This window comes from Pleomorphomonas diazotrophica (genome assembly GCF_002844595.1).
Lineage (GTDB): Bacteria > Pseudomonadota > Alphaproteobacteria > Rhizobiales > Pleomorphomonadaceae > Pleomorphomonas > Pleomorphomonas diazotrophica.
Genome location: NZ_PJNW01000006.1, coordinates 124,456 through 149,849 on the forward strand (window position 1 = coordinate 124,456; position 25,394 = coordinate 149,849).

The 25,394-nt window shown below is 66.9% G+C and carries 19 protein-coding genes; 5 read left to right on the forward strand and 14 right to left on the reverse strand.

Translation table 11 applies throughout. The features are described 5' to 3' along the window. Nucleotides 1–152: 152 nt before the first annotated feature. Nucleotides 153–4,877, forward strand: coding sequence for a glutamate synthase large subunit (gene gltB, locus CXZ10_RS10545; protein WP_244617267.1), 4,725 nt, complete (start codon nucleotides 153–155; stop codon nucleotides 4,875–4,877). A gap of 134 nt (nucleotides 4,878–5,011) precedes the next feature. Then, complete coding sequence (locus CXZ10_RS10550) at nucleotides 5,012–6,430, forward strand: glutamate synthase subunit beta (protein WP_101289119.1); 1,419 nt, start codon at nucleotides 5,012–5,014, stop codon at nucleotides 6,428–6,430. Between the two features lie 77 nt (nucleotides 6,431–6,507). On the opposite strand, the gene CXZ10_RS10555 is transcribed toward CXZ10_RS10550, so the two are convergent. Continuing rightward, complete coding sequence (locus tag CXZ10_RS10555; RefSeq protein ID WP_101289120.1) at nucleotides 6,508–7,626, reverse strand: SGNH/GDSL hydrolase family protein; 1,119 nt, start codon at nucleotides 7,624–7,626, stop codon at nucleotides 6,508–6,510. Between the two features lie 49 nt (nucleotides 7,627–7,675). Beyond that, nucleotides 7,676–8,947, reverse strand: coding sequence for a lytic murein transglycosylase (locus CXZ10_RS10560; protein ID WP_101289121.1), 1,272 nt, complete (start codon nucleotides 8,945–8,947; stop codon nucleotides 7,676–7,678). A 241-nt stretch (nucleotides 8,948–9,188) separates the two neighbouring features. On the opposite strand from CXZ10_RS10560, the gene galU reads away from it, so the two are divergent. Continuing rightward, the gene (gene galU, locus CXZ10_RS10565) at nucleotides 9,189–10,061 is read left to right on the forward strand and encodes a UTP--glucose-1-phosphate uridylyltransferase GalU (RefSeq protein WP_101289122.1); all 873 of its coding nucleotides are present in this window, start codon (nucleotides 9,189–9,191) and stop codon (nucleotides 10,059–10,061) included. A 346-nt stretch (nucleotides 10,062–10,407) separates the two neighbouring features. Continuing rightward, a complete protein-coding gene (locus CXZ10_RS10570; protein ID WP_101289123.1) occupies nucleotides 10,408–11,043 on the forward strand; it encodes a LysE family translocator in 636 nt (211 codons plus the stop codon). Between the two features lie 40 nt (nucleotides 11,044–11,083). Here CXZ10_RS10570 and CXZ10_RS10575 read toward each other — a convergent pair whose 3' ends face one another. Further along, entirely contained in the window at nucleotides 11,084–11,725 is a 642-nt protein-coding gene (locus CXZ10_RS10575; RefSeq protein WP_244617266.1) for a LysE family translocator, read from the reverse strand. Nucleotides 11,726–11,853: 128 nt separating this feature from the next. Between CXZ10_RS10575 and CXZ10_RS10580 the strand changes: the two genes are divergently transcribed. Then, a complete protein-coding gene (locus CXZ10_RS10580; RefSeq protein ID WP_101289124.1) occupies nucleotides 11,854–12,345 on the forward strand; it encodes an Lrp/AsnC family transcriptional regulator in 492 nt (163 codons plus the stop codon). A gap of 67 nt (nucleotides 12,346–12,412) precedes the next feature. On the opposite strand, the gene serA is transcribed toward CXZ10_RS10580, so the two are convergent. The 11 genes from serA to CXZ10_RS10635 all read right to left on the reverse strand — a co-directional run. Further along, a complete protein-coding gene (gene serA, locus CXZ10_RS10585) occupies nucleotides 12,413–13,999 on the reverse strand; it encodes a phosphoglycerate dehydrogenase (RefSeq protein ID WP_101289125.1) in 1,587 nt (528 codons plus the stop codon). Between the two features lie 169 nt (nucleotides 14,000–14,168). After that, on the reverse strand, nucleotides 14,169–15,344 hold the full coding sequence (locus CXZ10_RS10590; RefSeq protein ID WP_101289126.1) for a phosphoserine transaminase: 1,176 nt from the start codon (nucleotides 15,342–15,344) through the stop codon (nucleotides 14,169–14,171). Between the two features lie 178 nt (nucleotides 15,345–15,522). After that, a complete protein-coding gene (locus CXZ10_RS10595; RefSeq protein WP_180335947.1) occupies nucleotides 15,523–16,377 on the reverse strand; it encodes an outer membrane protein in 855 nt (284 codons plus the stop codon). Between the two features lie 218 nt (nucleotides 16,378–16,595). Beyond that, nucleotides 16,596–17,942, reverse strand: a complete 1,347-nt coding sequence (gene glmM / locus CXZ10_RS10600) for a phosphoglucosamine mutase (RefSeq protein ID WP_101289128.1) — start codon at nucleotides 17,940–17,942, stop codon at nucleotides 16,596–16,598. Nucleotides 17,943–18,215: 273 nt separating this feature from the next. Further along, a complete protein-coding gene (locus tag CXZ10_RS10605) occupies nucleotides 18,216–19,244 on the reverse strand; it encodes a peptidoglycan -binding protein (protein ID WP_101289129.1) in 1,029 nt (342 codons plus the stop codon). Between the two features lie 28 nt (nucleotides 19,245–19,272). Beyond that, on the reverse strand, nucleotides 19,273–20,274 hold the full coding sequence (locus CXZ10_RS10610; RefSeq protein WP_101289130.1) for a flagellar motor protein MotA: 1,002 nt from the start codon (nucleotides 20,272–20,274) through the stop codon (nucleotides 19,273–19,275). A 130-nt stretch (nucleotides 20,275–20,404) separates the two neighbouring features. After that, nucleotides 20,405–21,193 (reverse strand): inositol monophosphatase family protein, encoded by a 789-nt coding sequence (locus CXZ10_RS10615; protein ID WP_101289131.1) that lies wholly within the window; start codon nucleotides 21,191–21,193, stop codon nucleotides 20,405–20,407. 292 nt (nucleotides 21,194–21,485) lie between these two features. Continuing rightward, nucleotides 21,486–22,514: a tetratricopeptide repeat protein gene (locus CXZ10_RS10620; RefSeq protein WP_101289132.1), complete on the reverse strand. Its 1,029-nt coding sequence runs from the start codon at nucleotides 22,512–22,514 to the stop codon at nucleotides 21,486–21,488. A gap of 75 nt (nucleotides 22,515–22,589) precedes the next feature. Beyond that, nucleotides 22,590–23,234 (reverse strand): thiamine phosphate synthase, encoded by a 645-nt coding sequence (locus CXZ10_RS10625; RefSeq protein WP_210199899.1) that lies wholly within the window; start codon nucleotides 23,232–23,234, stop codon nucleotides 22,590–22,592. A gap of 127 nt (nucleotides 23,235–23,361) precedes the next feature. Beyond that, a complete protein-coding gene (locus tag CXZ10_RS10630; RefSeq protein ID WP_101289134.1) occupies nucleotides 23,362–24,555 on the reverse strand; it encodes a phosphoglycerate kinase in 1,194 nt (397 codons plus the stop codon). Between the two features lie 169 nt (nucleotides 24,556–24,724). After that, nucleotides 24,725–25,394 (reverse strand): type I glyceraldehyde-3-phosphate dehydrogenase (locus tag CXZ10_RS10635; RefSeq protein ID WP_101287077.1); only part of this gene is annotated, 670 nt, incomplete at its 5' end.

Genomic DNA, 25,394 nt, shown 5'->3' on the forward strand with positions numbered 1-25,394 from the left:
AAGCGCCGGGCCATGGCTGCCGGAGAGAACGGACGTCACAGCGCGGTCATAAGCGGGTATATAAGGAATAGCCCGCTCCTCGCACGGAGGCGTCCGGAAGAGACACCCTTCGGCGGGCCACTCGCCCGCCGCACACTGATGAGGACTTCGCCATGAAGACGCTCGACGAATCGATGCCGCACCTCGCGCTTGCCGCGCCGAATGCCGCAACGAGCGCCACGCGCACGCCGGCCGACGAGATCGCCGACATCCGTGCGAAAGCCGAGGCGGAGGGCCTCTACAGCGCGGCGCACGAGCACGACGCCTGCGGCGTCGGCTTCGTCGCCGACATCAAGGGCCGCAAGAGCCACCAGACCGTGACGGACGCCCTCTATGTGCTCGAGAACCTCGAGCACCGCGGCGCCGTGGGCGCCGACCCGCTGATGGGCGACGGCGCCGGCATCCTGGTGCAGATCCCGCATCGCTTTTTCGCCGAAGAGTGTCAGAAGCTCGGCTTCAAGCTGCCGGAGGCCGGCAGCTATGGCGTCGGCCAGTTCTTCCTGCCGCAGGACGAGGCCGAGCGCAGCCGCGCCGTCGAGATCGTCGAGCGGTCGGTGAAGGGCGAGGGGCTTCAGATCCTCGGCTGGCGCGAAGTGCCGGTCGACAACTCCGCCCTGTCCGACGGCGTCAAGGCGACCGAGCCGGTGCATCGCCAGCTCTTCGTGGCGTTGCCCGGCGTCACTGACCAGGAGCTTCTGGAGCGCAAGCTCTACATCGCCCGCAAGGTGCTGTCCGGCGACGTCTACGAGGCCGACTGGAACGGCGCCACCAAGCGCAATCAGGATGCCTTCTACGTGGTGTCCTTCTCCTCGCGCACCGTCGTCTACAAGGGCATGTTCCTCTCCTATCAGGTCAAGCGCTACTATCCCGACCTCTCGGACGCACGCTTCGAGTCGGCGCTGGCGCTCGTCCATCAGCGTTTCTCGACCAACACCTTCCCGTCCTGGAAGCTGGCGCACCCCTATCGCATGGTCGCCCACAACGGCGAGATCAACACGCTGCGCGGCAACGTCAACTGGATGTATGCCCGTCAGGCGACCACCACGTCCAAGGCCTTCGGCGAGGACATCGAGAAGATCTGGCCGATCTCCTACGAGGGCCAGTCGGACACCGCCTGCTTCGACAACGCGCTGGAGTTCCTGCTGCGCGGCGGCTACTCGCTGCCGCACGCGGTGATGACCCTCATTCCCGAGGCCTGGGCCGGCAACGAGAGCATGGATGCCGAGCGCAAGGCCTTCTATGAATATCACGCCGCCATCATGGAGCCCTGGGATGGCCCCGCCGCCGTCGCCTTCACCGACGGCCGGCAGATCGGCGCGACGCTCGACCGCAACGGCCTGCGTCCGGCCCGCTATGTCGTCACCGACGACGATCGGGTGATCCTCGCCTCCGAAAGCGGCACGCTGCCGATTCCGGAAGAGAAGATCGTCGAGAAGTGGCGCCTCCAGCCCGGCAAGATGCTGCTGATCGACCTCGTCGAGGGGCGCATCATTTCGGACGACGAGATCAAGAAGACGATCTCGACGGCGCAGCCCTATGCCGAGTGGATCCACGACACCCAGCTGGTCCTCGAGGACCTGCCGGCGGTGCGCGCCCGCGCGCCCAAGTCGGCCGAGAACCTCCTCGACCTGCAGCAGGCCTTCGGCTACAGCCAGGAAGACCTCAAGGTGCTGATGGCGCCGATGGCCGTCACCGGCCAGGAGGCGATCGGCTCCATGGGCACCGACACGCCGATCTCGGTGCTGTCGTCGCAGTCCAAGCTCCTCTACACCTACTTCAAGCAGAACTTCGCCCAGGTGACCAACCCGCCGATCGATCCGATCCGCGAGGAGCTGGTCATGAGCCTCGTCTCGTTCATCGGCCCGCGTCCGAACCTGTTCGACCGCGGCGGCGACGACGCGCACAAGCGGCTCGAGGTGCGTCAGCCGATCCTGACCAACGAGGATCTCGAGAAGATCCGGTCGATCGAGACCGTCGACGGCGCCGGCTTCAAGACCATCACCATCGACATCACCTATCCGGCGGCCAACGGTCCCTCCGGCATGCGGCCGGCCCTCGAGGCCATCTGCATCCAGGCCGAGGCGGCGGTGCGCATGTCGGCGGCCGGTCAGGTCTACAACATCATCATCCTCAGCGATCGCATGGTCGGCGCCGAGCGCATCGGCATTCCGGCGCTGCTCGCCACGGCGGCCGTGCATCATCACCTCATCCGCAAGGGTCTTCGCACCCAGGCCGGTCTGGTGGTGGAATCGGGCGAGCCGCGCGAGGTGCACCACTTCGCCTGCCTCGCCGGCTACGGCGCGGAAGCGATCAACCCGTATCTCGCCTTCGATACGCTGATCGCCATGAAGGACAAGCTGCCCAAGGGGCTGGACGAGCACAAGATCGTCTACAGCTACATCAAGTCCATCGGCAAGGGTCTCCTGAAGATCATGTCGAAGATGGGCATCTCGACCTATCAGTCCTACTGCGGCGCCCAGATCTTCGACGCCGTCGGCCTGTCGTCGCGCTTCGTGCAGAAGTATTTCTTCGGCACCGCTACCCGCATCGAAGGCGTCGGTCTCGACCAGATCGCCAAGGAGACGGTGGCCCGCCATGCCCGCGCCTTCGGCGCCGACCCGACGCTCACCAGCATGCTGGAAGTGGGCGGCGAATATGCCCAGCGGGTGCGCGGCGAGGCGCATGTCTGGACGGCGGGCGTCATCGCCGGCCTGCAGCATGCCGTGCGCGCCAACTCCTTCGAGCAGTTCCAGAAGGAGTTCTCGGACACCGTCAACGCCCAGAGCGAACAGGCGATGACCATCCGTGGACTGTTCCGCATCAAGTCGGCCGAGGAGATCGGCCGGACGCCGGTGCCGCTCGATGAAGTCGAGCCGGCCCAGGACATCGTCCGGCGGTTTGCCACCGGCGCCATGAGCTACGGCTCGATCAGCCGCGAGGCGCACACCAACCTCGCCATCGCCATGAACCGCATCGGCGGACGCTCGAACACCGGCGAGGGCGGCGAGGAGGCCGATCGCTTCAAGCCGCTGCCGTCGGGTGACAGCCTGCGCTCGGCGATCAAGCAGGTTGCCTCGGGTCGCTTCGGCGTCACCACCGAGTATCTGGTCAACTCCGACCAGATGCAGATCAAGATGGCGCAGGGTGCCAAGCCCGGCGAGGGCGGACAGCTGCCCGGCCACAAGGTCGACGCGGTCATCGGCAAGGTGCGTCACGCCACCCCCGGCGTGCAGCTCATCTCGCCGCCGCCGCATCATGACATCTACTCGATCGAGGATCTGGCGCAGCTGATCTTCGACCTGAAGAACGTCAACCCGACCGGCGAGGTGTCGGTGAAGCTCGTCTCGGAAGTCGGCGTCGGCACGGTTGCCGCCGGCGTCGCCAAGGCGCGCGCCGACCACATCACCATCTCCGGCTTCGAGGGCGGTACCGGCGCTTCGCCGCTGACCTCCATCAAGCACGCGGGTTCGCCCTGGGAGATCGGCCTCGCTGAGACGCAGCAGACACTGGTGATTAACGGCCTGCGCTCGCGCGTCGAGCTGCAGGTCGACGGCGGCGTCCGCACCGGCCGCGACGTCCTGGTCGGTGCACTGCTCGGCGCCGACGGCTTCGGCTTCGCCACCGCGCCGCTGATCGCGAGCGGCTGTCTGATGATGCGCAAGTGCCATCTCAACACCTGCCCGGTCGGCATCGCCACCCAGGATCCGGTGCTGAGGAAGCGCTTCGTCGGCCAGCCGGAGCACGTCATCAATTACTTCTTCTTCGTCGCCGAGGAAGTGCGCCGCTACCTTGCCGCGCTCGGTTTCCGCAAGCTGGAGGAGATCGTCGGCCGCACCGACATCCTCGACAAGCAGGCGGGCATCGCGCACTGGAAGGCCAAGGGCCTCGACTTCTCGCGCCTGTTCTACCTGCCGAAGGCGGAGCCGGAGGAGATGCGCCACACCACGGTGCAGAAGCATCCGATCGACGACATCCTCGACCGGAAGCTGATCGCCGAGGCGATGCCGGCGCTCGAAAAGGGCGAGAAGGTCCGCATCGACACGTCGGTGATCAACGTCAACCGCTCGGTGGGCGCCATGCTCTCCGGCGAGATCGCCAAGCGCTACGGCCACGTCGGCCTGCCGGATGACACCATCCGCGTAACGCTGACCGGCACCGCCGGCCAGTCCTTCGGCGCCTGGGGCGCCCATGGCCTGACGCTCGACCTGATCGGTGACGGCAACGACTATGTCGGCAAGGGCCTTTCCGGCGCTCGCCTCGTGGTACGTCCGAACCCGACCTCGAAGATCGTGCCGGAGAAGTCGATCATCGTCGGCAACACCGTGCTCTACGGCGCCATCGCCGGCGAGTGCTACTTCCGCGGTGTGGCCGGCGAGCGCTTCGCGGTGCGCAACTCCGGCGCCATCGCCGTCGTCGAGGGCGTGGGCGATCACGGCTGCGAATACATGACAGGCGGCATCGTCGTCGTGCTCGGCAGCACCGGCCGCAACTTCGCGGCCGGCATGTCCGGCGGCATCGCCTACGTGCTCGATGAGGACGGCAGCTTCAACAAGCGCTGCAACATGTCCATGGTCGAGTTCGAGGAGATGATCGAGGACGAGCTGGCGTTGCCGATCGGCCTCGACGGCAAGGTCGACATTCGCGGTGACATGACGCGCCACGACAGCGAGCGTCTCCGGGCGCTGATCGAGCGGCACCACGCCTGGACCGGTTCGCCGCGCGCCAAGGCGATCCTCGACGATTGGGCCGCCTATCGCGGCAAGTTCGTCAAGGTGATGCCGACCGAGTATCGCAAGGCGCTGGAAGCCATGACGGCGAGCCGCATCGCCGCCGAGTAACCGACAGGGGACGGCCGGAGGGCCGTCCCGCCCCACCGAGACAGGAAAAGGGTCGGAGATCGTCCCCGCGAGCGGCGCCAGGGAAGGCGCCCGTGGCCGGCGACAGGACCCGCAAAGGCTAGACGGAGTGAGAGATGGGCAAGGCTACCGGCTTCCTTGAGTTCGAGCGTCAGGAGCTCAAGTACCAGAAGGTGGACGATCGCGTTCGCCACTACAACGAGTTCACCGTTCCGCCGCTGGAAAGCGACATGCAGACCCAGGGCGCCCGCTGCATGGAATGCGGCGTGCCCTACTGCCACCGCGGCTGCCCGGTGAACAACCAGATCCCCGACTGGAACGACCTCGTCTACAACGGCGACTGGGAGACGGCCTCGCGCAATCTCCACTCGACCAACAACTTTCCGGAGTTCACCGGCCGCGTCTGCCCCGCTCCCTGCGAGGCGGCCTGCACGCTGAACCTGTTCGAGGCGCCGGTGACGATCAAGCAGATCGAATACACCATCGCCGAGCGGGCCTGGAAGGATGGCCGGGTGCAGCCGGAGATCGCCAAGGTCAAGACCGGCAAGAAGGTGGCGGTGATCGGCTCGGGTCCGGCCGGCCTGGCCGCCGCCCAGCAGCTCGTCCGCGTCGGCCATGACGTGCATGTCTACGAGAAGAACGCCCGCGCCGGCGGCCTCCTCCGCTACGGCATCCCCGACTTCAAGCTCGACAAGCACATCGTCGAGCGGCGCGTGCAGCAGATGGTGTCCGAAGGCGTCGTCTTCCACTTCAACGTCAACGTCGGCGTTGATGTGAAGATCGAGGACCTCCGGGGCGAGTATGACGCCGTGCTGCTCGCCGGCGGCTCGGAAAAGTCGCGCGACCTGCCGGTGCCCGGCCGCGAGCTTCGGGGCGTTCACTTCGCCATGGAGTTCCTGCCGCAGCAGAACCGCCGCGTCGGCGGCGAGCCGCTCGGCTCCGTCGACCCGATCTCGGCCCTCGGCAAGCGCGTCGTGGTCATCGGCGGCGGCGACACCGGCTCGGACTGCATCGGTACCTCCAATCGCCAGGGCGCGGTGAGCGTCGTCCAGCTGGAAATCATGCCGAAGCCGCCGGAGAAGGAAGACAAGCTCCTCACCTGGCCGAACTGGCCGCTGAAGCTCAGGACCTCTTCGAGCCACGAGGAAGGCGCCGAGCGCCTGTTCGGCGTCACCGCCACCTCCTTCGAGGGCCAGAACGGCGTCGTCAGCAAGGTCAACTGCGTTGAGGTCGATGCCAAGTTCCAGCCGGTCCCCGGCACGGAGTTCAGCCTCGATGCCGACCTGGTGCTGTTTGCCATGGGCTTCGTGCATCCGGTGCACGAGGGCATGATCAACGATCTCGGTGTCGAGAAGGACGGCCGCGGCAACGTCAAGGCCACCGAGGTCGACTATCGCACCTCGGTCGACAAGGTGTTCGCGGCCGGCGACATGCGGCGCGGCCAGAGCCTCGTCGTCTGGGCGATCCGCGAAGGCCGTCAGGCGGCGCGCTCTATCGACGAGTTCCTGATGGGCGCCTCCGTCCTGCCGCGCTGAGCGTCAATCGGACATCAATCGGCGGCCGGATTCCCCAGGGAGTCCGGCCGTTGCCGTTTCCGATGGGCTCGAGGTTCTCATCTCACCGCGGTTGAGCCGTAGCGGCCGGGCACCGGGTCGAGCGGCAGGCCCTCGACGACGAGGCGGTGCAGCGGCGTGCCGGGCTTCGGCGGCGTGAGGTCGGCGGCGGTGATCAGCTTGTCCTCGCCGGCCGCGCCGGGATCGTTCAGGAGCATGACGAGGCCGTCGCCGGACACTTGCTGCATCAGGTTGGCGGTGGGTGCGGCGACGTCGAGAGCGCTGCCGAGGCTTTGCTGGACGTAGAAGGCGAGCTTGCGGGCGCCGGAGCGGGTGAAGCCGACGCCGTCCTTCAGGCGCAGTTGCCGCACCTGTCCGTCGAGGTCGGGGCCACTCGCCACGAAGGCGCCGTTCTGCGAGAAGGGCTCCCAGACGTCGATATAGGTCGTCCCCTTCTCGCTCGCCTCGTCGCGGATGACGCCGTCGATATAGGTGACGTCGTTGGTGGCCTGCTGGCTCGCCACCGGCACGAGGCCGACCCACTGGAAGGGCACGGCGTGCTCGCGCACCACGCGCATCAGCTCGTTGAGCCGAGCCTTGTAGATGGTCTCCCAGTCGGGGGAGGGGAAGTCGACCATCCGGTCGGGTAGTTCGATGGGCCGGCCGTCGGCGCGGCCGATCATGGCGACCACCGCCACCGGCCGCGGCTTTTCCGTCAGGCGCGCTTCTAGGAAGGCCTTCCAGTCGATGTCGCCGGTGGAGGCGAGGCCGGCATCCTCGGCGGTCTTGGTCTCGATGCGGATATCCGGTCGGTCGGCGAAGGCGACATCGAGGCCGCGCCCGAGGTCGGCGGCCAGACGGTCGCCGATCACCAGCACGACACGCGCGTCGTCCTTCTTGGGGTTCTGCGGCTTGATCACCGCCGGCCGTGCCGCCTTTCGCTGGCCGGGGGGCGGCGCCTTGAGAACCCGGACGCCGGGCGCCGGCGCCACCGGTTCGGGCTGGCCGAGACCAAACAGGCGCATCAGGAAGGGACGGTTGTCGCGCGGCGGCTCGATGACCTCTACCTGTGTGCCCCGCTGGATGATGATCCGCTGCTGAGCATGGGCAGCTGGCGCCGCCGCGATCACCGCGGCGGCGACAAGGACCGTCAGGGCTTTTGCCCTTCGGAGCGCCATTGAACAAGTCTCCCGACAACCGTCGTCTTCGAGCCATCCGGCCCCGGCGTCAGCCGCCCCGCAATAGCGTCAAGAGTTCGAGCGACGCATTGCCGGTGACGGCGAGGCCGCGCTGCGCCTCATAGGCACGGATGGCCGCGACGGTTTGAGGGCCGACCTTACCATCGATCTTTTCGAGAGGGAATCCGATCGCCCTGAGCCGCTGCTGCAGCTCGGCCCGGCCGGCCTCGTCGAGCGGCGTGTAGCCGCGCGGCCAGGGCGTGACGAACGGGCCGCCGCCGGCCAGACGGTCGGCCAGGTGGCCTACGCCGAGCGCGTAGGAGGTGGCGTTGTTGTAGCGCTTGATCGCCTGGAAGTTCCTGAGCGTCAGGAAGGCCGGACCGCCGGACCCGGACGGCAGCAGCAAGGTGGCCTGATCGCCGGGGCGCGGGAAGGCGGCACCGGAGGCGCGGGCGAGTCCGCGCGCCGTCCAGTCGGCCAGCGTCGCCGAGCGGCCGGCCAGCGAGGTGTCGAAGCCGGGCGGCAGCACCACCTCGTAGCCCCAGGTGGCGCCGGGCTGCCAGCCGGATTTGCGGAGATAGTTGGCGGTGGAGGCCAGCGCGTCCGGCACCGACGTCCAGATGTTGCGCTTGCCGTCGCCATCGAAGTCGACGGCGTAGCCGAGATAAGTGGTGGGAATGAACTGCGTCTGGCCCATGGCGCCGGCCCAGGAGCCGGTCATGTGCCGAGCGTCGACGTCATGATGCTCCAGAATGCGCAGCACGGCGTTGAGCTGCTGCCGGCCGTAGGCGGCGCGCGAGCCGCCGCGCCAGCCAAGCGTCGCCAGCGCGCGTACCACGTTCTTCACCTTGGTGGGGTCGCGCAGGATGGCGCCGTAGCTGCTTTCCATGCCCCAGATGGCGACGACGACCTCGCGGTTGACGCCATAGGTCGCCTCGATGCTGTCGAGCAGCGTGCGGTGGCGGACCAGCATGTCGCGGCCGGTGGCGATGCGGCTCTCCGCCGCCATGTCGTCGAGATAGTCCCAGATGGCGCGCGAGAACTCCGGCTGGCTGGTCGCCTTGGTCAGCACGTCACTGTCGGGGCCGACGCCCCGGAAGGCGGCATCGAAAGTGGCGCGCGAGACGCCGCGCGCTTCGGCCGCCGGCCACTGGCTCTCGACGAAGGCGGTGAAGGCGGGCGGTATCGGCTCGTCGGCGAGCGGCGGCAGGCCGGACTGGTCGGGAACGTCGAAGTCGTTGCCGAGCACGGCGCAGGCCGCAAGGAAGCCGGCGAGCGTGAGGGCGGCGGCGCCCCGGGCGATCCGTGATACGTTCGTCATGACGCGCTCCCCCTTTTCAGGCCTTAGGTGGTCGTTTCAAAGACGAGACTTATGGTAAACGATCGGTTAAGTTCCGTGGCGTTTCGTCCATGGTCCACTGCTTGCGGACCTTTCACGAGGGATTTTTTTCGACGACCTCCACAATTCCAAAATTAAACATTTTTCCGCTATTGATGGTCCCGCCCACGCGGCAGACGTCCTGACCTCGGACCGTCACCAGATTGCCGCTCAGGAGTGCTTCATGTCCAAACGTATTCGTAAAGCCGTTTTCCCCGTCGCTGGCCTCGGCACCCGCTTCCTTCCGGCCACCAAGGCCGTGCCGAAGGAGATGATGACCGTCGTCGACCGGCCGGCCCTCCAATATGTCGTCGACGAGGCCAAGGCGGCCGGCATCGAGCATTTCATTTTCGTCACCGGCCGCGGCAAGGAAGTGATCGAGAATCATTTCGACCTCGCCTATGAGCTCGAGGCGACGCTCGCCGCTCGCAACAAGACGGCCGCCCTCGAAGAACTGCGCGCCGAGCGCCCGGCAGCCGGCACCACCTCCTTCACCCGCCAGCAGGAGCCGCTCGGCCTTGGCCACGCCGTCTGGTGTGCCCGCGACATCGTCGGCGACGAACCTTTCGCGGTGCTGTTGCCCGACATGCTGATGAAGCACACGACGCCTTGCCTCAAGAGCATGGTCGATGCCTATGAGAGCGGCGCCAACGTCGTCAGCCTCGAAGAATGCGATCCGGCCCAGACCTCGTCCTACGGCATCGTCGCCCTGGGCAAGACGCTGGCCACCGATGTGTTCGAGATCACCGACATGGTGGAGAAGCCCAAGCCGGCCGAGGCGCCCTCCAACTTCTACATCTCCGGCCGCTACATCCTGCAGCCGCGTATCTTCGAGCTGTTGGGTAGCCAGGAAAAGGGCGCCGGCGGCGAGATCCAGCTCACCGATTCCATGCTGCGCCTCGCCAAGGAGCAGCCCTTCTGCGGCGTGCGCTTCCGCGGCACCACCTTCGACACCGGCACCAAGCTCGGCTTCCTCAAGGCGAACATCGCCTATGGCAGCGAGCGCACCGACATCGACCCGAATATCGTCAATGAGTTGAAAAGCGTTCTGGGCTGATCGACTTTTTGTTGTCAGCCTCAGACGCCGGCGGGCCTCCGACCCTTAGGCTTCCGCTACGCTTTCCGCCTGACGGGGCTTTGCCACGTCAGGCCCGCTCCGCGCGGGCGCCGCTTGGCGCCGGAAGCCGCCTTCGGCGGCTTCTGTTTTCTCGGCCTCAGACGCCGGCGGCGACATCTGTCACCTTGGCTTTCGCGCTCCGCGCGGGCGCCGCTTGGCGCCGGAAGCCGCCTTCGGGCGGCTTCTGCCTTTCCGTGGCGAGCCGTGCAAGAAAACCTGACAAGCGCGCTTGCCTTATGGCCGATCCTGTGGATTGCTCGACCGCCAAGGGGCTTCGGAGGTAAGCATGTCCATAGAGCTTTGGCTGGCTTTTGTTGCCGCATCGGCGGTTCTTCTGGCGATTCCGGGACCGACCGTTCTCCTGGTGATTTCCTATGCCCTTGGCCACGGCAAGCGTGCGGCCGTGGCGACGGTGACGGGCGTCGCCCTGGGCGATTTCACGGCGATGACGGCATCCATGCTCGGCCTCGGTGCGCTTCTCGCCACCTCCGCCGCGCTATTCACCGTTTTGAAGTGGGTCGGCGCGGCCTATCTGATCTATCTCGGCATCAAGCTTTGGCGTGCGCCCGTGGCAAGCGGAGTGTCCGACGAGGCGGCTTCAGCCGCAAGGGAACGGCCGCTCCGCATCTTCCTGCACGCTTATGCCGTCACGGCCCTCAACCCGAAGAGCATCATCTTCTTCGTGGCCTTCCTGCCGCAGTTCCTCAACCACGCTGAGCCTCTCGCCTATCAGATGGCCATCTTCGAGGCGACCTTTCTCGTGCTGGCGGCGGCCAACGCCGCAACCTATGGCCTGATGGCTGCGATGGCGCGCAAGACCATCCGCAAGCCTCGGGTCCAGAGGCTGGTCAATCGCACCGGCGGTTCGCTGATGATCGGCGCCGGCTTGCTGGCCGCTGGCTGGAAGCGCGCCGCCGCCTGACCCGATGGCCGGAGGGCTCGGCTCCGTCGGGTGGCTGCCGTCACAATGGTCGGGGTGACAGGGCAAGGCGCAGGCCGAAGCCTACCAGCAACGTGGCGAAGGCCCATCGCTGGAGAAGCTGGGCGAGCAGGCTCCGGCCGGCCCATCTGCTGAATGTCGCGCCCGCACCGGCATAGACGATATCGAACATGAGGCCGATCGCGATGAGGATCGCCCCCAGCAGCGCGAACTGTCCAGGCACGCTTCCGCTCTCCGGCCTGACGAACTGCGGCAGGAGAACCGAGCAGAACAGCAGCGCCTTGGGGTTGAGTAGGTTGGTCAGGAGACCGCGCAACGCGGCGCGCAGCCAAGATCGGCCCTCATCGCTGGCTGTTGGCCCGGAGAGGTCCGATATGGGCGATGCGGACTGGAGGATGCTTATGCCGAGCCATACCAGATAGGCGGCGCCGGCAATCCGCACCACGTCGAAGGCGGCCGGCATCGTCCTGAGGAGCGCCGCCAGTCCGGCCGCCGCGAGAAGCACGTGGGTCGCACGGGCAACGGCCAGCCCGGCGGCGACGGCGAGGGCGTATGCCCGCCCCTTGAGCAGGCCGGTTTGCAGGACCAGCACCATGTCCGGTCCGGGGACGAGATAGGCCACGACGAGCGCGCCGGCGAACATCCAGAAGTCGATCAGTCCCATATGTTCCTCCTCGCGTCTTTTCGCTTGGAGGCTAGCGCTGCAAGCCGGGGTATGTCCTTGCGTATTGCGCTTCCATTCGGCGTTGGATTAGCATGGCATGCCAAAAATTGATCTAGGGCCTATCGATCGTGCCAATATTGAAACTTGACGCCATCGATCGTCGGATCCTGGCCGCGCTGCAGCGGGACGCGCGGCTCACCAACGTGGAACTGGCCGAGGAGGTCGGTCTGTCGCCGTCACCCTGCCTGCGCCGGGTCCGGCTTCTGGAGAGGGCCGGCGTGATTGGCGGCTATCACGCCGCCCTGGATCGCGGTGGTGTCGGCCTCGACCTGACCGTCTTCGTCGGGGTCAAGGTCGAGCGTCATCACGACGATTCGGCGGCGGCTTTCGCAGAAGCCGTGCGCACCTTGCCCGAGGTCGTCTCCTGCCATCTGGTCTCCGGGGAGTCCGATTTCCTGTTGCAGGTCGTCCTGCCCAATCTCGCCGCATACGAGCGCTTCCTGCTCGGCACGATTCTGAAGCTGCCGGGGGTCAGCGACGTCCGCAGCAACTTCGCCATACAGACCGTGAAGGCGCAGGCGCCGTTGCCGCTCGATCATTTGCCGGCAGAGGGCGAGTAGCAGGCGGAAACGAAAAAGGGGCGCTTCGGAGCGCCCCTTCCTCACGGATTTGCTTCGGCGATGCCGATCAGAACTTCAGCGCCTTCGCCTGGCGCACCACCGGGATAGCCTTCACCTTGTCGAGCACCTCGGCCGGCACGTCGCCGTCCACCTCGACGAGGCAGATGGCGTCGGCGCCTTGCTCCAGGCGGCCGAGGGCGAAGGTGGCGATGTTGATGCCGGCGTCGCCCAGGAGGCTCGCGAACTTGCCGATGAAGCCCGGCTTGTCCTCGTTGGTGACGTAGATCATCGACGGCGCGAACTCGGCGTCCATCTTGATGCCCTTGATCTCGACGATGCGCGGCTGGCCGTCGGCGAACACGGTGCCGGCGATCGAGCGCTCCTGGCGGTCGGTCGTGAGCGTCAGGCGGATCAGGCTCTCGAAGTTGGCCGAGGCGTTGTTGCGCACCTCGGCGACGGCAATGCCTCGCTCCTTGGCCATCACCGGCGCCGACACCATGTTGACCGACTGCAGGAGCGGCTTCAGCACGCCGGTGATCGCGGCGGCGGAAAGCGCGCGGATGTTCATGCCGGCCACTTCGCCCTCATACTCGATGCGGATCGCCTTGAGGCCGGTCTCGGTGAGCTGGCCGGCGAACGAGCCCAGGAGCTCGGCGAGCTTGACGAAGGGCGTGAGGCGCGGCGCCTCCTCGGCGGTGATCGAGGGCATGTTGAGGGCGTTGGAGACGGCGCCCTTCATCAGGTAGTCGGACATCTGCTCGGCCACCTGCAGGGCGACATTCTCCTGCGCTTCCGTGGTGGAGGCGCCGAGATGCGGCGTGCAGACCACCTTCGGATGGCCGAACAGCGGATGGGCGGTGGCCGGCTCGGTCTCGAACACGTCGAGGGCGGCGCCGGCGACATGGCCGGAATCGAGCGCCGCCTTGAGGTCGGCCTCGACGATCAGGCCGCCGCGGGCGCAGTTGATGATCCGAACGCCCTTCTTCATCTTCAGGATGGCGGAGATGTCGATGATGTTGCGCGTCTTCTCGATCAGCGGCACGTGCAGCGTGATGAAGTCGGCGCGGCGGAACAGGTCGTCGAGTTCCACCTTCTCGACGCCGAGCTCGACGGCCCGCTCGTTCGACAGGAACGGGTCGTAGGCGATGACGCGCATCTTCAGGCCGACGGCGCGGTCGGCGACGATGGAGCCGATGTTGCCGCAGCCGATGACGCCGAGCGTCTTGTTGGTCAGCTCGACGCCCATGAAGCGGTTCTTCTCCCACTTGCCGTCATGCGTCGAGGCGTTGGCCTCGGGAATGTCGCGGGCCAGCGCGAACATCAGGGCGATGGCGTGCTCGGCGGTGGTGATGGAGTTGCCGAAAGGCGTGTTCATGACGATGACGCCGCGCGCCGTGGCGGCGGGAACGTCGACATTGTCGACGCCGATGCCGGCGCGGCCGATCACCTTGAGGTTCTTGGCGTTGGCCAGAAGCTTTTCCGTGACTTTGGTGGTCGAGCGGATGGCGAGGCCGTCATAGTTGCCGATGATCTCGGCCAGCTTGTCCTTGTCCTTGCCGAGGTCGGGCTGGTAGTCGACCTCGACGCCATGGTCCTTGAAGATCTGGACGGCGGTGGCGGACAGCTTGTCGGAAATGAGAACGCGAGGAGCCATGGGAGTCATCCTGGTTGGATGGCGCCTGCACCTTGCCCTTTCCCGTTCACCGAAACGGGAGGAGACCGGTGGCGCCGGATGGAATGTCACTGCGGCTAAAGGGAGTCCCTCCCCGTTTCCGGAGAGGGCAGGGAGGAGGCAAACGAAGCTCGCCTCTCCGAAAGTGCAATCAGGCGGCCTTGGTGAGGCCGGCCAATGCCTTGGCAAAGGCCCAGTCGATCCACGGCGTCAGGGCCGCGACGTCGGAGGTCTCGACAGTGGCACCGCACCAGATGCGGAGGCCCGGAGGGGCGTCGCGATAGGAGGCGATGTCGAAGGCGACGCCTTCCTTCTCGAGAAGGCCGGTCAGCGTCTTGACGAAGGCCTGCTGGCCCTCGACGTCGAGCGCGGCGACGTCCGGGTGGACGAAGCTGAGGCACACCGAGGTGTTGGAGCGGATCGCTTCGGTCTTGGCCAGAAAGGCAACGGAGGGCGTCTTGGCAACCCAGTCGGCAATTGCCTTGGTGTTGGCGTCGGCGCGGGCGATCAGCGCGTCGAGGCCACCGATGGCATCGGCCCACTTCAGCGCGTCGATGTAGTCCTCGACGGCGATCATCGACGGCGTGTTGATGGTGTCGCCCTTGAAGATGCCTTCGATCAACTTGCCGCCCGAGGTGAGGCGGAAGATCTTCGGCAGCGGCCAGGCCGGCTTGTAGCTCTCCAGGCGCTCGACGGCGCGCGGGGAGAGGATCAGCATGCCATGGCCGCCCTCGCCGCCCAGTACCTTCTGCCAGGAGAAGGTGACGACGTCGAGCTTGTCGAAGGGCAGGGGCTGGGCGAAGGCGGCGGAGGTGGCGTCGCAGATGGTGAGACCCTGGCGATTGGCCGGGATCGCATCGCCATTCGGCATGCGCACGCCGGAGGTGGTGCCGTTCCAGGTGAACACCACGTCGCGATCGAAATCGACCTTGGCGAAGTCGACGATGTCGCCATAGGGCGCCTCGAGGACGCGGGCGTCGATCTTGAGCTGCTTGACGACGTCGGTCACCCAGCCGGAGCCGAAGGACTCCCAGGCCAGCATGTCGACCGGGCGCTGGCCGAGCAGCGACCACAGCGCCATCTCGACGGCGCCGGTATCGGAAGCGGGGACGATGCCGATGCGGTAGTCGGCGGGAACGCGCAGCACCTTGCGGGTGAGGTCGATGGCCTCAGCGAGCTTGGTCTTGCCGATCTTGGCGCGATGGGAACGGCCGACCGGCGCTCCCGAGAGGGCCTCGACGGTCCAACCTGGGCGCTTGGCGCAGGGGCCGGAGGAAAAACGGGGATTAGCCGGCTTGAGAGCCGGCGCGGCGGTCGCGTCAGTCATGTAACTATCCTTTCAGATAGGCGCTCCTCGGTGGGGAGGAGTGTCCCGCCGTCTGAGCTATCGGAAAGGCCGTTTGCCGTCAAGCCGGCTCGATGCGCCTCGCTGAAGGGTGTTGCCAAAAGACAAGCGGCGGGAAGACCGAAGTCTTCCCGCCGCCTGAGGATCGTTGCTGTCGCGATCAGTTGAGGTAGTAGCGCAGACCGACACGGACCTCGTGAGCCATGATGTCCTTGTACTCCATGCGGGACGAGACGCCCTGCGCATCGGTGACCGAGGCGGTCTGGGCATCGCCGAGGTTCAGGTAGCGGTAGCCGAGGTCGAGGCTGAGGCGGTCGCTGATCGGATATTCCACGCCGGCCATCAGCGCCCAGGCGAGGTTCCACTTGCCGTCGCCCTTCGGGCTGTTGCCGTCCAGGCCCTTGAGCGCGCTGTCGACGTCGCTGGTGCGGAGGTAGGACGCACCGATGCCGGCGCCAATGTAGGGGACCACGCCGTGGAAGTTGCCGAGGTCGGCATAGACGTTGGCAAGCGCGCTGTAGGCTTCGATCTTGACGTGCTCGCTTTCCTGGTAGGCGCCGCCGCCGCAAGTCGTCGCGGACGGGCACCACAGCGTACCCTTGAACTTGGCGGGGGTCTCGTAGTCCAAGGTCACGTCGGTACGAAGATAGTCGTTGAACTTGTAACCGGCGCCGACGCCGACATCCAAGGCACCGAGCATCTTCTCGTCGATCATCTGATCATAGTTGCCGGCAGTATAGGGCCAGGTGTCGGGCACGCCGCCGTTGTCGTTGCCGTCATCATAACCGCCCCAGCGATTGTTGCCGAGCGAACCCTTGGGCTTCTGGTAGATCTTGTAGCCGATATCGCCGCGGAGATACCAACCGCCGACGGCGGGCAACGGCATCGGCTCGGGTGCCTCGATGATCGGCGGATATTCCACCGGCACGTCGGCCGCGCGCGCGGCGCTGGAGAGGGCCGCGAGGCCGAATGTCGCAGCCACGGCCAGTGAAAGGTTGATTGTGAAACTGCGCATGGAACGATCCTTCCGCTGAAGCATGATCGGTAGGCGGCGGACCGCCGGTCATCATCGCTTTCGGATCGATTTGTAAGGCAACTCGGTTAATTGTGACTTAACCACGTCCCTTAACCTTGACGAGCGGTAAAAAAGGCCGAGCGGCGGTTCATTACTTTGAAAAAACGCCCCGGCCGCAAGCTACGACCGAGGCGAATACAGGAAAATAGCGAATAAAATCAGGCCGCGACGTTGCCGATGGCTTCGACGATGTCGCCGACGGCCGCGGCGACGAGGTCGGCGTTGTCGCCTTCGCCCATGACGCGGATCAGCGGTTCGGTGCCCGAAGCGCGAACGAGAATGCGGCCACCGGCGCCGAGCCGGCTTTCGGCGGCAATGATCGCCGCCTTGACGGCGGCGTCCTCAAGCGGCTTGCCGCCCCTGACGCGGACGTTCTTCAGAAGCTGCGGCACCGGGTCGAAGCGGTGGCAGACCTCGCCGACCGGCTTGCCCGAGCGCTTGACCACGGCCAGCACCTGCAGGGCGGCGACGAGGCCGTCGCCGGTGGTGGCGTAGTCGGAGAGTACGATGTGGCCGGACTGCTCGCCGCCGACGTTGTAGCCGCCCGAGCGCATGGCTTCGACGACATAGCGGTCGCCGACCTTGGTGCGAACGAGTTCGAGGCCGATGCCCTGGAGATAGCGTTCGAGGCCCAGGTTGGACATGACGGTGGCAACGATGCCCGGCCGGGCAAGGCGCCCGTCCTCCTGGAAGGAGGCGGCGACCACCGCCATCAACTGGTCGCCGTCGACCACCTGGCCCTTCTCGTCGATGATGATGACGCGGTCGGCGTCGCCGTCGAGCGCGATGCCGATGTCAGCCCGGACCTCGCGCACCTTGTCGGTGATGGCGGCGAGGCTGGTGGAGCCGCAGTCGCGGTTGATGTTGAGGCCGTTGGGATCGACGCCGAGCGCCACCACCTCGGCGCCGAGCTCCCACAGCACCTCCGGGGCGACCTTGTAGGCGGCGCCGTTGGCGCAATCGACCACCACCCGGAGGCCGTCGAAGGAGATGTGGCGGGAGAGCGTGCGCTTGGCGGACTCCACATAGCGGGCGCGCTCGCCGTCGACGCGCTTGGCGCGGCCGAGATCGGCGGGGGCGGCAAGGCGGCCGGTGAAGTCGCCATCCAGCATCTCCTCGATGGCGAGCTCCACCTCGTCGCTGAGCTTGTAGCCGTCGGGGCCGAACAGCTTGATGCCGTTGTCGGCGAAGGGATTGTGCGAGGCGGAGATCATCACGCCGAGATCGGCTCTGAGGCTGCGCGTCAGCATGGCGACGGCCGGCGTCGGCACCGGGCCGGTCAGGAAGACGTCGACGCCGACGGCGGTGAAGCCGGCGGTCAGCGCCGGCTCGATCATGTAGCCGGAGAGGCGGGTGTCCTTGCCGATGACGACGCGATGGCGATGGTCGCCGCGATGGAAGGCGAGGCCGGCGGCCATGCCGACCTTGAGGGCGATCTCCGGGGTGATCGGCCAGGTGTTCGCCGTGCCGCGGATGCCGTCGGTTCCGAAAAATCTGCGTGCCATGTGGTTCGTCCGCGCTTTCCAGTCATGCGCCGCCGTTGGGCGCCTCGCTCTTATGTTCGTTCCGCTTGATCTGGACTCATCCAGCTCAAGCGGGTTTCGGCCTGACCGGCCGGCGCCCGGTCGGGCGCTTCCGCGTCCGTCGGGTTCCGCCCGGAAGGTCGAAACCCGACGGACGCGGTATTATCTGCCGCCCGGATGATAAACGGCCGGTGAACGGCAAAGAGTCAAAAATTGTGAACGACTGTTACGGCTTGGCGGATAAACGGTGTTCTCTCAGCGCTCGGTCAGCTTCAGTTCGATGCGGCGGTTCTTGGCGTTGGCGTCCTCGCTGTCGCCCTGTTCGAGCGGCTGGAACTCGCCGAAGCCGGCGGCCACCAGGTGGTTGGGCGAAATCCCCTTGCTGATCAGGTACTTGACCACGGAGATAGCGCGCGCCGACGACAGCTCCCAGTTGTCACGGAAGCGGCCGGTGCCGGAGAGCGGCCGGGCGTCGGTATGGCCGTCGACGCGCAGCACCCAGGCGATCTCCGGCGGGATCTGTCCCTCGAGCTGCAACACCGCCTCGGCCAGCTTGTCGAGTTCGCCCCGGCCGGCCGGGTTGACCTCGTCGTTGCCGGAATCGAACAGCACCTCCGACTGGAAGACGAAGCGGTCGCCGACGACGCGGATGTCGGAGCGCTGCGACAGGATTTCTCTCAGGCGCCCGAAGAAGTCGGACCGGTAGCGGGCCAGCTCCTGCACGCGCTGGGCCAGCGCCACGTTGAGACGGCGTCCGAGGTCGGCGATCTTGGCCGAGCTTTCCCGGTCGCGGGACTCGGAGGCGTTGAGGGCGTCTTCCAGGGCGGCGATCTGGCGCCGCAGGGCGGCGATCTGCTGGTTGAGCAGCTCGACCTGGGCCAGCGCCCGCTGGCTGACGCGCTTCTCGTCGGAGAGCTGGGAGGTCAGCGCCTGCACCTTGCTGTCGGCGGCGTCGGCGGCGCCCGACTGGTTGGCGATCAGGCCCTGCAGGCTGTCACGGGCGGCCAGCGCGTCCTTGAGGTTCGATTCCAGGAGCGAAACATTGTCCTGCAGGTCGCGGTTGGAGGCGCGCTCCATGGCCAAGAGCTCGGTCAGCTCGGCGATCTGGGCGTTGAGGCGGCTCAGAACGGTGTCCCTGTCGGTGATCTGCTGGCTCAGGAAGAACTGGGCCAGCGAGAAGACCGACAACAGGAAGATGATCGACAGCACCAGCGTGGTGAGCATGTCGACGAAAGCCGGCCAATAGTCCTGCTGGGTCGAAAACCTGCGGCGTCCGAGGGCCATGGTCGGTCAGTCTCCCCGTTTGCCTGTTTCAGCCGCGTTCCGACCGCTCGACGGCGCCGGTCAGGAGTTCCAGGAGCCGGCGGATCTCCTTCTGCTGCTCGCCCTGGCTTTCGGCCCAGGCACGCACCAGTTGCTGCTCGGCGCGCATGTGCTGGACGAGGCCCTGGATGCCCTCGGCGAGGTTGGCCATCGCCTGGCTGGACCGGCCGCCGGAGCCGCCGTCCTGGATCTGCTTGGACAGATGGTCGAGGGCGCCTCGGAGATCGTCGAGGTTCTTGGCGTCGCGGATGCTGGCGCCGACGTCGCCGGCCGAGTCGAGCTCGGCCTGGGTGGACAGCCAGTCTTCGAGGTCGAGATAGAACCGGTTCTGCGCCTGCCCGGCCTGAAGGTCGAGAAAGCCGACGATCAGCGAGCCGGCGAGGCCGAACAGCGAGGACGAGAAGGCGGTGCCCATGCCGCTGAGTGGCGCCTGCAGGCCGCTTTTCAGATCCTCGAAGATGACGCTGGCGGTGCCGGAGCCGACATCGAGGTTCTGGATGGTGGCGCCGACCGAGTTCACGGTGGAGATCAGGCCGTAGAAGGTGCCGAGGAGGCCGAGGAAGACCAGGAGGCCGGTCATGTAGCGCGAGATGTCGCGCGCCTCGTCGAGGCGGGTGGCGATCGATTCGAGCAGCGAGCGCATGGCCGAGGCGGAGATGGCCCGCTGGCCCAGGCGGTCGCCGAGCAGCGTCGCCATGGGGGCAAGCAGCACCGGTTGCCGGCGCACCTCGAGGCCCGGCTCGCCGTAGCGATAGGAGTTGACCCAGCGCACCTCGGGGAACAGGCGGATCACCTGGCGGAAGATCAGCAGAATGCCGACCAGCGCCACCGAGAAGATCAGGCCGTTGAGGCCGGGGTTGGCCATGAAGGCGGTCTTGAGCTGCCGCGACAGCAAGAGGCCGACGAAGGCGGCTATGACCAGGAACACCGCCATCCGCCAGAGATACACCTGGGGGCTGGTGAGCTTGATACCGGACGCGTCTTTGGCCATGGCTCTCGTCGCTTGCTCTTTCTGATCGCGGCGCACAGTAAACGCGATTTACGGCAAAAAGAGCAAGGCGTCCGGCCGGTTCCCCCGAATTTTTCCGGGGAAGCCGCTGGGCATGATCTGTGGCGAGCCGTCAGGCCTTCCGGAGTGTCGCCAGAAGCTGGGCGTGGATCGCCTCGTTGCCGGCCACCAGGGTGCGGGTGGCGTGCATGTCTTCCTTGCCGGCCTTGTCGGTGACGAAGCCGCCGGCCTCCTTGATCATCAGCCAGCCGGCCGAGGTATCCCACGGGCTGAGGTCGTCTTCCCAGAAGCCGTCCAGCTTGCCCGCCGCGACATAGCAGAGGTCGAGGGCGGCCGAGCCGAGGCGGCGGATGCCGGCGCAGTTGGCCATCACCTGACGGAGTTCGTTGAGATAGAGCGGGTGGTTGCCGCGGCCGAGGTGCGGCACGCCGGTGCCGATCACGCAGTCGGGCATGTCGCGACGGGCCGAGACGCGCAGGCGGCGATCATTGACGAAGGCGCCGGCGCCGCGTTCGGCGGTGTAGAGCTCGTCGGTGGCCGGGTTGAAGACGACGCCGGCGATCGGCACGCCATTGCGCTCGAGCGCCACCGAGATCGAGAAGATCGGGATCGAGTGCAGAAAGTTGGTGGTGCCGTCGAGCGGGTCGACCACCCAGCGGTGCTGCTCGTCCTCGCCGGTCACCTCGCCGCGCTCCTCCATCAGGAAGCCGTAGGTGGGGCGCACGCGCTTCAGTTCCTCGAACAGCACCTGCTCGGAGCGCTTGTCGGCGGCCGAGACAAAGTCGCCGGGGCCTTTCATCGACACCTGCAGGTTCTCGACCTCGCCGAAATCGCGGGCAAGACCGCGTCCGGCCTTGCGGACGGCCTGGACCATGACGTTGAGGAGGGCGGAACGAGCCATTTTCGAGGGATCCTTCAGGGAAAACGTTGGCTGCGTAGCCATCACAAACGGCCGTCGAGCGCAAGCCCTAACCCGGGATTCGCTTAAAAGCGACTGGCTGGTTAGGGTTTGTTTGTTTTCTGCCTCAGTCGCCGGCGGGAGTTTTTTGTTCTCGCCTCAGTCGCCGGCGGGCCTCCGGCCCTTAGGCTTCCGCTCCGCTTTGCGTCTTTCGGGGCTTCGTCCCGAAAGACTCGCTCCGCGCGGCGCCGCTTGGCGCCGGAAGCCGCGAGGCGGCTTCGTTTGGCTTTCTGCCTCAGTTGCCGGCATCGACGCCGGGCAGATTGGGACCTTTGTCCTCGGCCTTTGGTGTGTCGGGCTTTGCGGGGGCGTCTGGTGCGGGAGCGCCCGGCGCCAGCGCCTGTTCGAGCCACTCGTCGGCAAGCCCGGCGGCCCTGGCATAGGAGTACCAGCGGTGGGCGGCTTCCAGGTCGCGCGGCACGCCCTCGCCAACCGCGTAGAGGCGGGCGAGGCGACTCTGGGCCACCGGGTTGCCTGCCTCGGCCGCCACCTTGAACCAGGCGGCGGCGATCTTCTGGTCGCGGACGACGCCCGTGCCGTTGAACATCATGATGGCATATTCGACCTGGGCGGCGATGTGGCCGGCCTTCGCCGCCTCGCCCATCAGCCGGGCCGCTTCAGTCTCGTTCTTCACAACGCCCTGGCCCTCGCGATAGAGCGCGGCGAGCGCATAGACGGCGTCGACGTTGCCCTCGTCGGCGGCCGCCTTGAACAGGGCGGCGGCGCGGGCATAGTCGAGGATGCCGGACGACGGGTCGATGCAGAGAAGGCCCAGCCAGTAGTTGGCCTCGACGACGCCCTTGCCGAGCGCCTCCTCCAGGTAGGTCGAGGCCTTCTTCTTGTCGACGGGCATGCCGACGCCGAGCGCCGCGAGGTTGGCGAGTTCGACCAGCGCCTGCGGGTCGCCGTTCTTGGCGGCGAGCTGATACCAGATCACCGCCTCCTCGGGCTTCCTCGGCAGACCGAGACCGTTGGCGTAGAGATAGCCGATCAGGCTCTGCGCCTTGGCGTCGCCGAGCTTGGCGCGTTCCACGGCGATCTCGAAGGCGGTGAGGTAGAAGCCGCGCTGAAAGGCGCCGAAGGCATAGTCGATCTTGTCGTGATCGGGCAGCGAGGCGAGGAGGTCGGGAACCGCCGGCGCCGCGGTCGCCTGGGGCGGAGTTGGCTTGGGCGGCGGCGTGGACTCGGCCGCCGCCGGTACAGCAAGCAGAAGAAGGCCGAGCACGGCGGCGAGACGGGCGGCGCGGACTTCAGGCAGGGGCATCGCGGTATCGGCTCCGCGGGTTGAATCTGGGGCGTGCGGCAGCGTTATCGGCCAAGTTGGCCGGCAATGCGGCGGCTACTCGGCGTCGGGCAGCTCGAGCGCGACGCGGTCGAGGATGGCGTTGGCCTCGGTGATGGCGGCGGCCGGCCCGTCGGGATGCTCCCAGACGGCGGCGCGAAGGGCGACGAAGTCGGCACCGGTGCGGGCGCAGGCCTCGACAGAGGCCATGGACCGGCCGGACAGCAGCACGCAGGGCGGCTCGAACAGCTCGGCCCACCAGGCGCCGAGGTCGATAGTCTTGCGGTGTGCCTCCTCGCCTTCCTCAAGATCGATGAGACCGAAGAAGATATAGTCGGCCCCGGCCTCGCCGGCTTCCATGGCTTCATGGCGGGCGCGGAGATTGCCGGCCCCGACGATGGACTTGGGCTGCAACGTCTCGACGGCTTCCTTCAGCGCTTCCTCACCGGCCTCGATGTGGATGCCGTCGGCGCGGGCGCGGCCCATGACGCGGCTGTTGCCTGCGACAAGCGCGGCGACGTCATGCTTCTGAGCGATCGGCACCAGCGTCTCGGCAATCGCCTGGAGATCGTTTTCCGTGGCGGCATCGGGGGCGATCAACAGCGAGGCGACGTCACCGGCGGAGAGCGCCGCCTCGAGCTGGGGCGCGAAAGTCGCGGCGTCGACGACGCGAGGCGTGATCAGGAACAGGCGGGCGCGCAACTTGACCTCCGGATAAGGAAAGCCCCGTGACCCCAGGTATTCCCGGGGACACGGGGCGCTTCATAGCACAAAGACCGTCAAGAGAAACCGATCCGTTCTGTTCGGCTCCTCTCTGGTCTCATCCTCTTCAGCCTTCGAGCGCCTTGACGCCCGGCAGCTCCTTGCCTTCCATCCACTCGAGGAAGGCGCCGCCAGCCGTCGAGATGTAGGTGAAGGTGTCGGCAGCGCCGGCGTGGTTGAGCGCCGAGACGGTGTCGCCACCGCCGGCGACCGTCAGGAGCTTGCCGGCCTTGGTGGCGGCAGCGGCATACTGGGCGGCGGCCACGGTGGCCTTGTCGAAGGGCTCGATCTCGAAGGCGCCGAGCGGGCCGTTCCAGACCAGCGTCTTGGCCTTGTCGATGGCAGCCTTGACGGCGTCGATCGACTTCGGACCGGCGTCGAGGATCATGGCGTCGGCCGGAACGGCGTTGACGGACACGACCTCGTTGGCGGCACCGGCCTTGAACTCACGGGCGACGACGGCGTCGACCGGCAGCACGATCTCGCACTTGGTTTCCTTGGCCTTGGCCAGGATGCGGCGGGCGGTGTCGGCGAGGTCATGCTCGCAGAGCGACTTGCCGACGTTGACGCCCTGGGCGGCCAGGAAGGTGTTGGCCATGCCGCCGCCGATCACCAGGATGTCCACCTTGGCGACGAGGTTCTCGAGGAGGTCGATCTTGGTCGACACCTTGGCGCCGCCGACGACGGCGAGAACCGGGCGCTTCGGCGTGCCGAGGGCGGCGCCGAGGGCGGTCAGCTCGGCCTGCATGGTGCGGCCGGCATAGGCCGGCAGCTTGTGGGCGAGGCCTTCGGTGGTGGCGTGGGCGCGGTGAGCGGCCGAGAAGGCGTCGTTGACGTAGATGTCGCCGAGCTTGGCGAGCGCGTCGACCAGCGCCGGGTCGTTCTTCTCCTCGCCCTTGTAGTAGCGGGTGTTCTCGAGCAGCAGGATCTCGCCGTTCGACAGCGCGGCGACGGCCTTCTCGGCGACGTCGCCAATGCAGTCGTCAGCGAAGGCGACCGGCTTGCCGATGGCCTTGGCCAGCGGGGCGACGATCGGCTTCAGGCTGTCCTCGGCCTTGCGCTCGCCCTTGGGGCGGCCGAAGTGGGCCAGCAGGACGACCTTGGCGCCCTTGTTGGCGAGGTCGAGAATGGTGGGGACGATACGGTCGATGCGGGTGGTGTCGGTGACGACGCCATTTTCCATCGGAACGTTCAGGTCGACGCGGACGAGGGCGCGTTTGCCGGCGACGTCGGCGTCGTCAATGGTCTTGAAGCTGCTCATGGCTTTGGTCCCAGGTTCGTGCGCCGCCGGGAGCCGGTGGTGTCTGCCGCGTCTCGCGCGACGAGGAACCGGACCGCAGGTCGGCCACTGGATGGAGCGGTCGAGCCCGCCCCTCGAGAGGGCCCCGTGGGGCCGACCGAAGAGCGGGCTCGAACGTGTTTGGTCGACCTCAGAGGGTCTTTGCGATGGCGACGGCGGTGTCGGCCATGCGGTTGGAGAAGCCCCACTCGTTGTCGTACCAGGAGAGGATACGGACGAGGGTGCCATCCATGACCTTGGTCTGGTCGAGATGGAAGATCGACGAATGCGGGTCGTGGTTGAAGTCGGACGACACGTTGGGCTGGTCGGTGTAGCCGAGCACGCCCTTGAGCGGGCCGGAGGTGGCGGCGGCCTTGATGGCCTCGTTGATCTCGGCGACCGAGGTGGCGCGCTTGGCGTTGAACACCAGGTCGACGACCGACACGTTGGGGGTCGGCACGCGGATGGCGACGCCGTCGAGCTTGCCCTTGAGTTCCGGCAGCACCAGGCCGACGGCCTTGGCGGCGCCGGTGGAGGTCGGGATCATCGAGAGGGCGGCGGCGCGGGCGCGGTAGAGGTCCTTGTGCAGCGTGTCGAGCGTCGGCTGATCGCCCGTGTAGCTGTGGATCGTCGTCATGAAGCCCTTCTCGATGCCGATGACATCGTTGAGCACCTTGGCGACCGGCGAGAGGCAGTTGGTCGTGCACGAGGCGTTCGACAGGACGATGTGGTCCTTGGTGATCTTGTCGTGGTTGACGCCGTAGACGACCGTGAGGTCGGCGCCGTCGGCCGGAGCGGAGACCAGCACGCGCTTGGCGCCG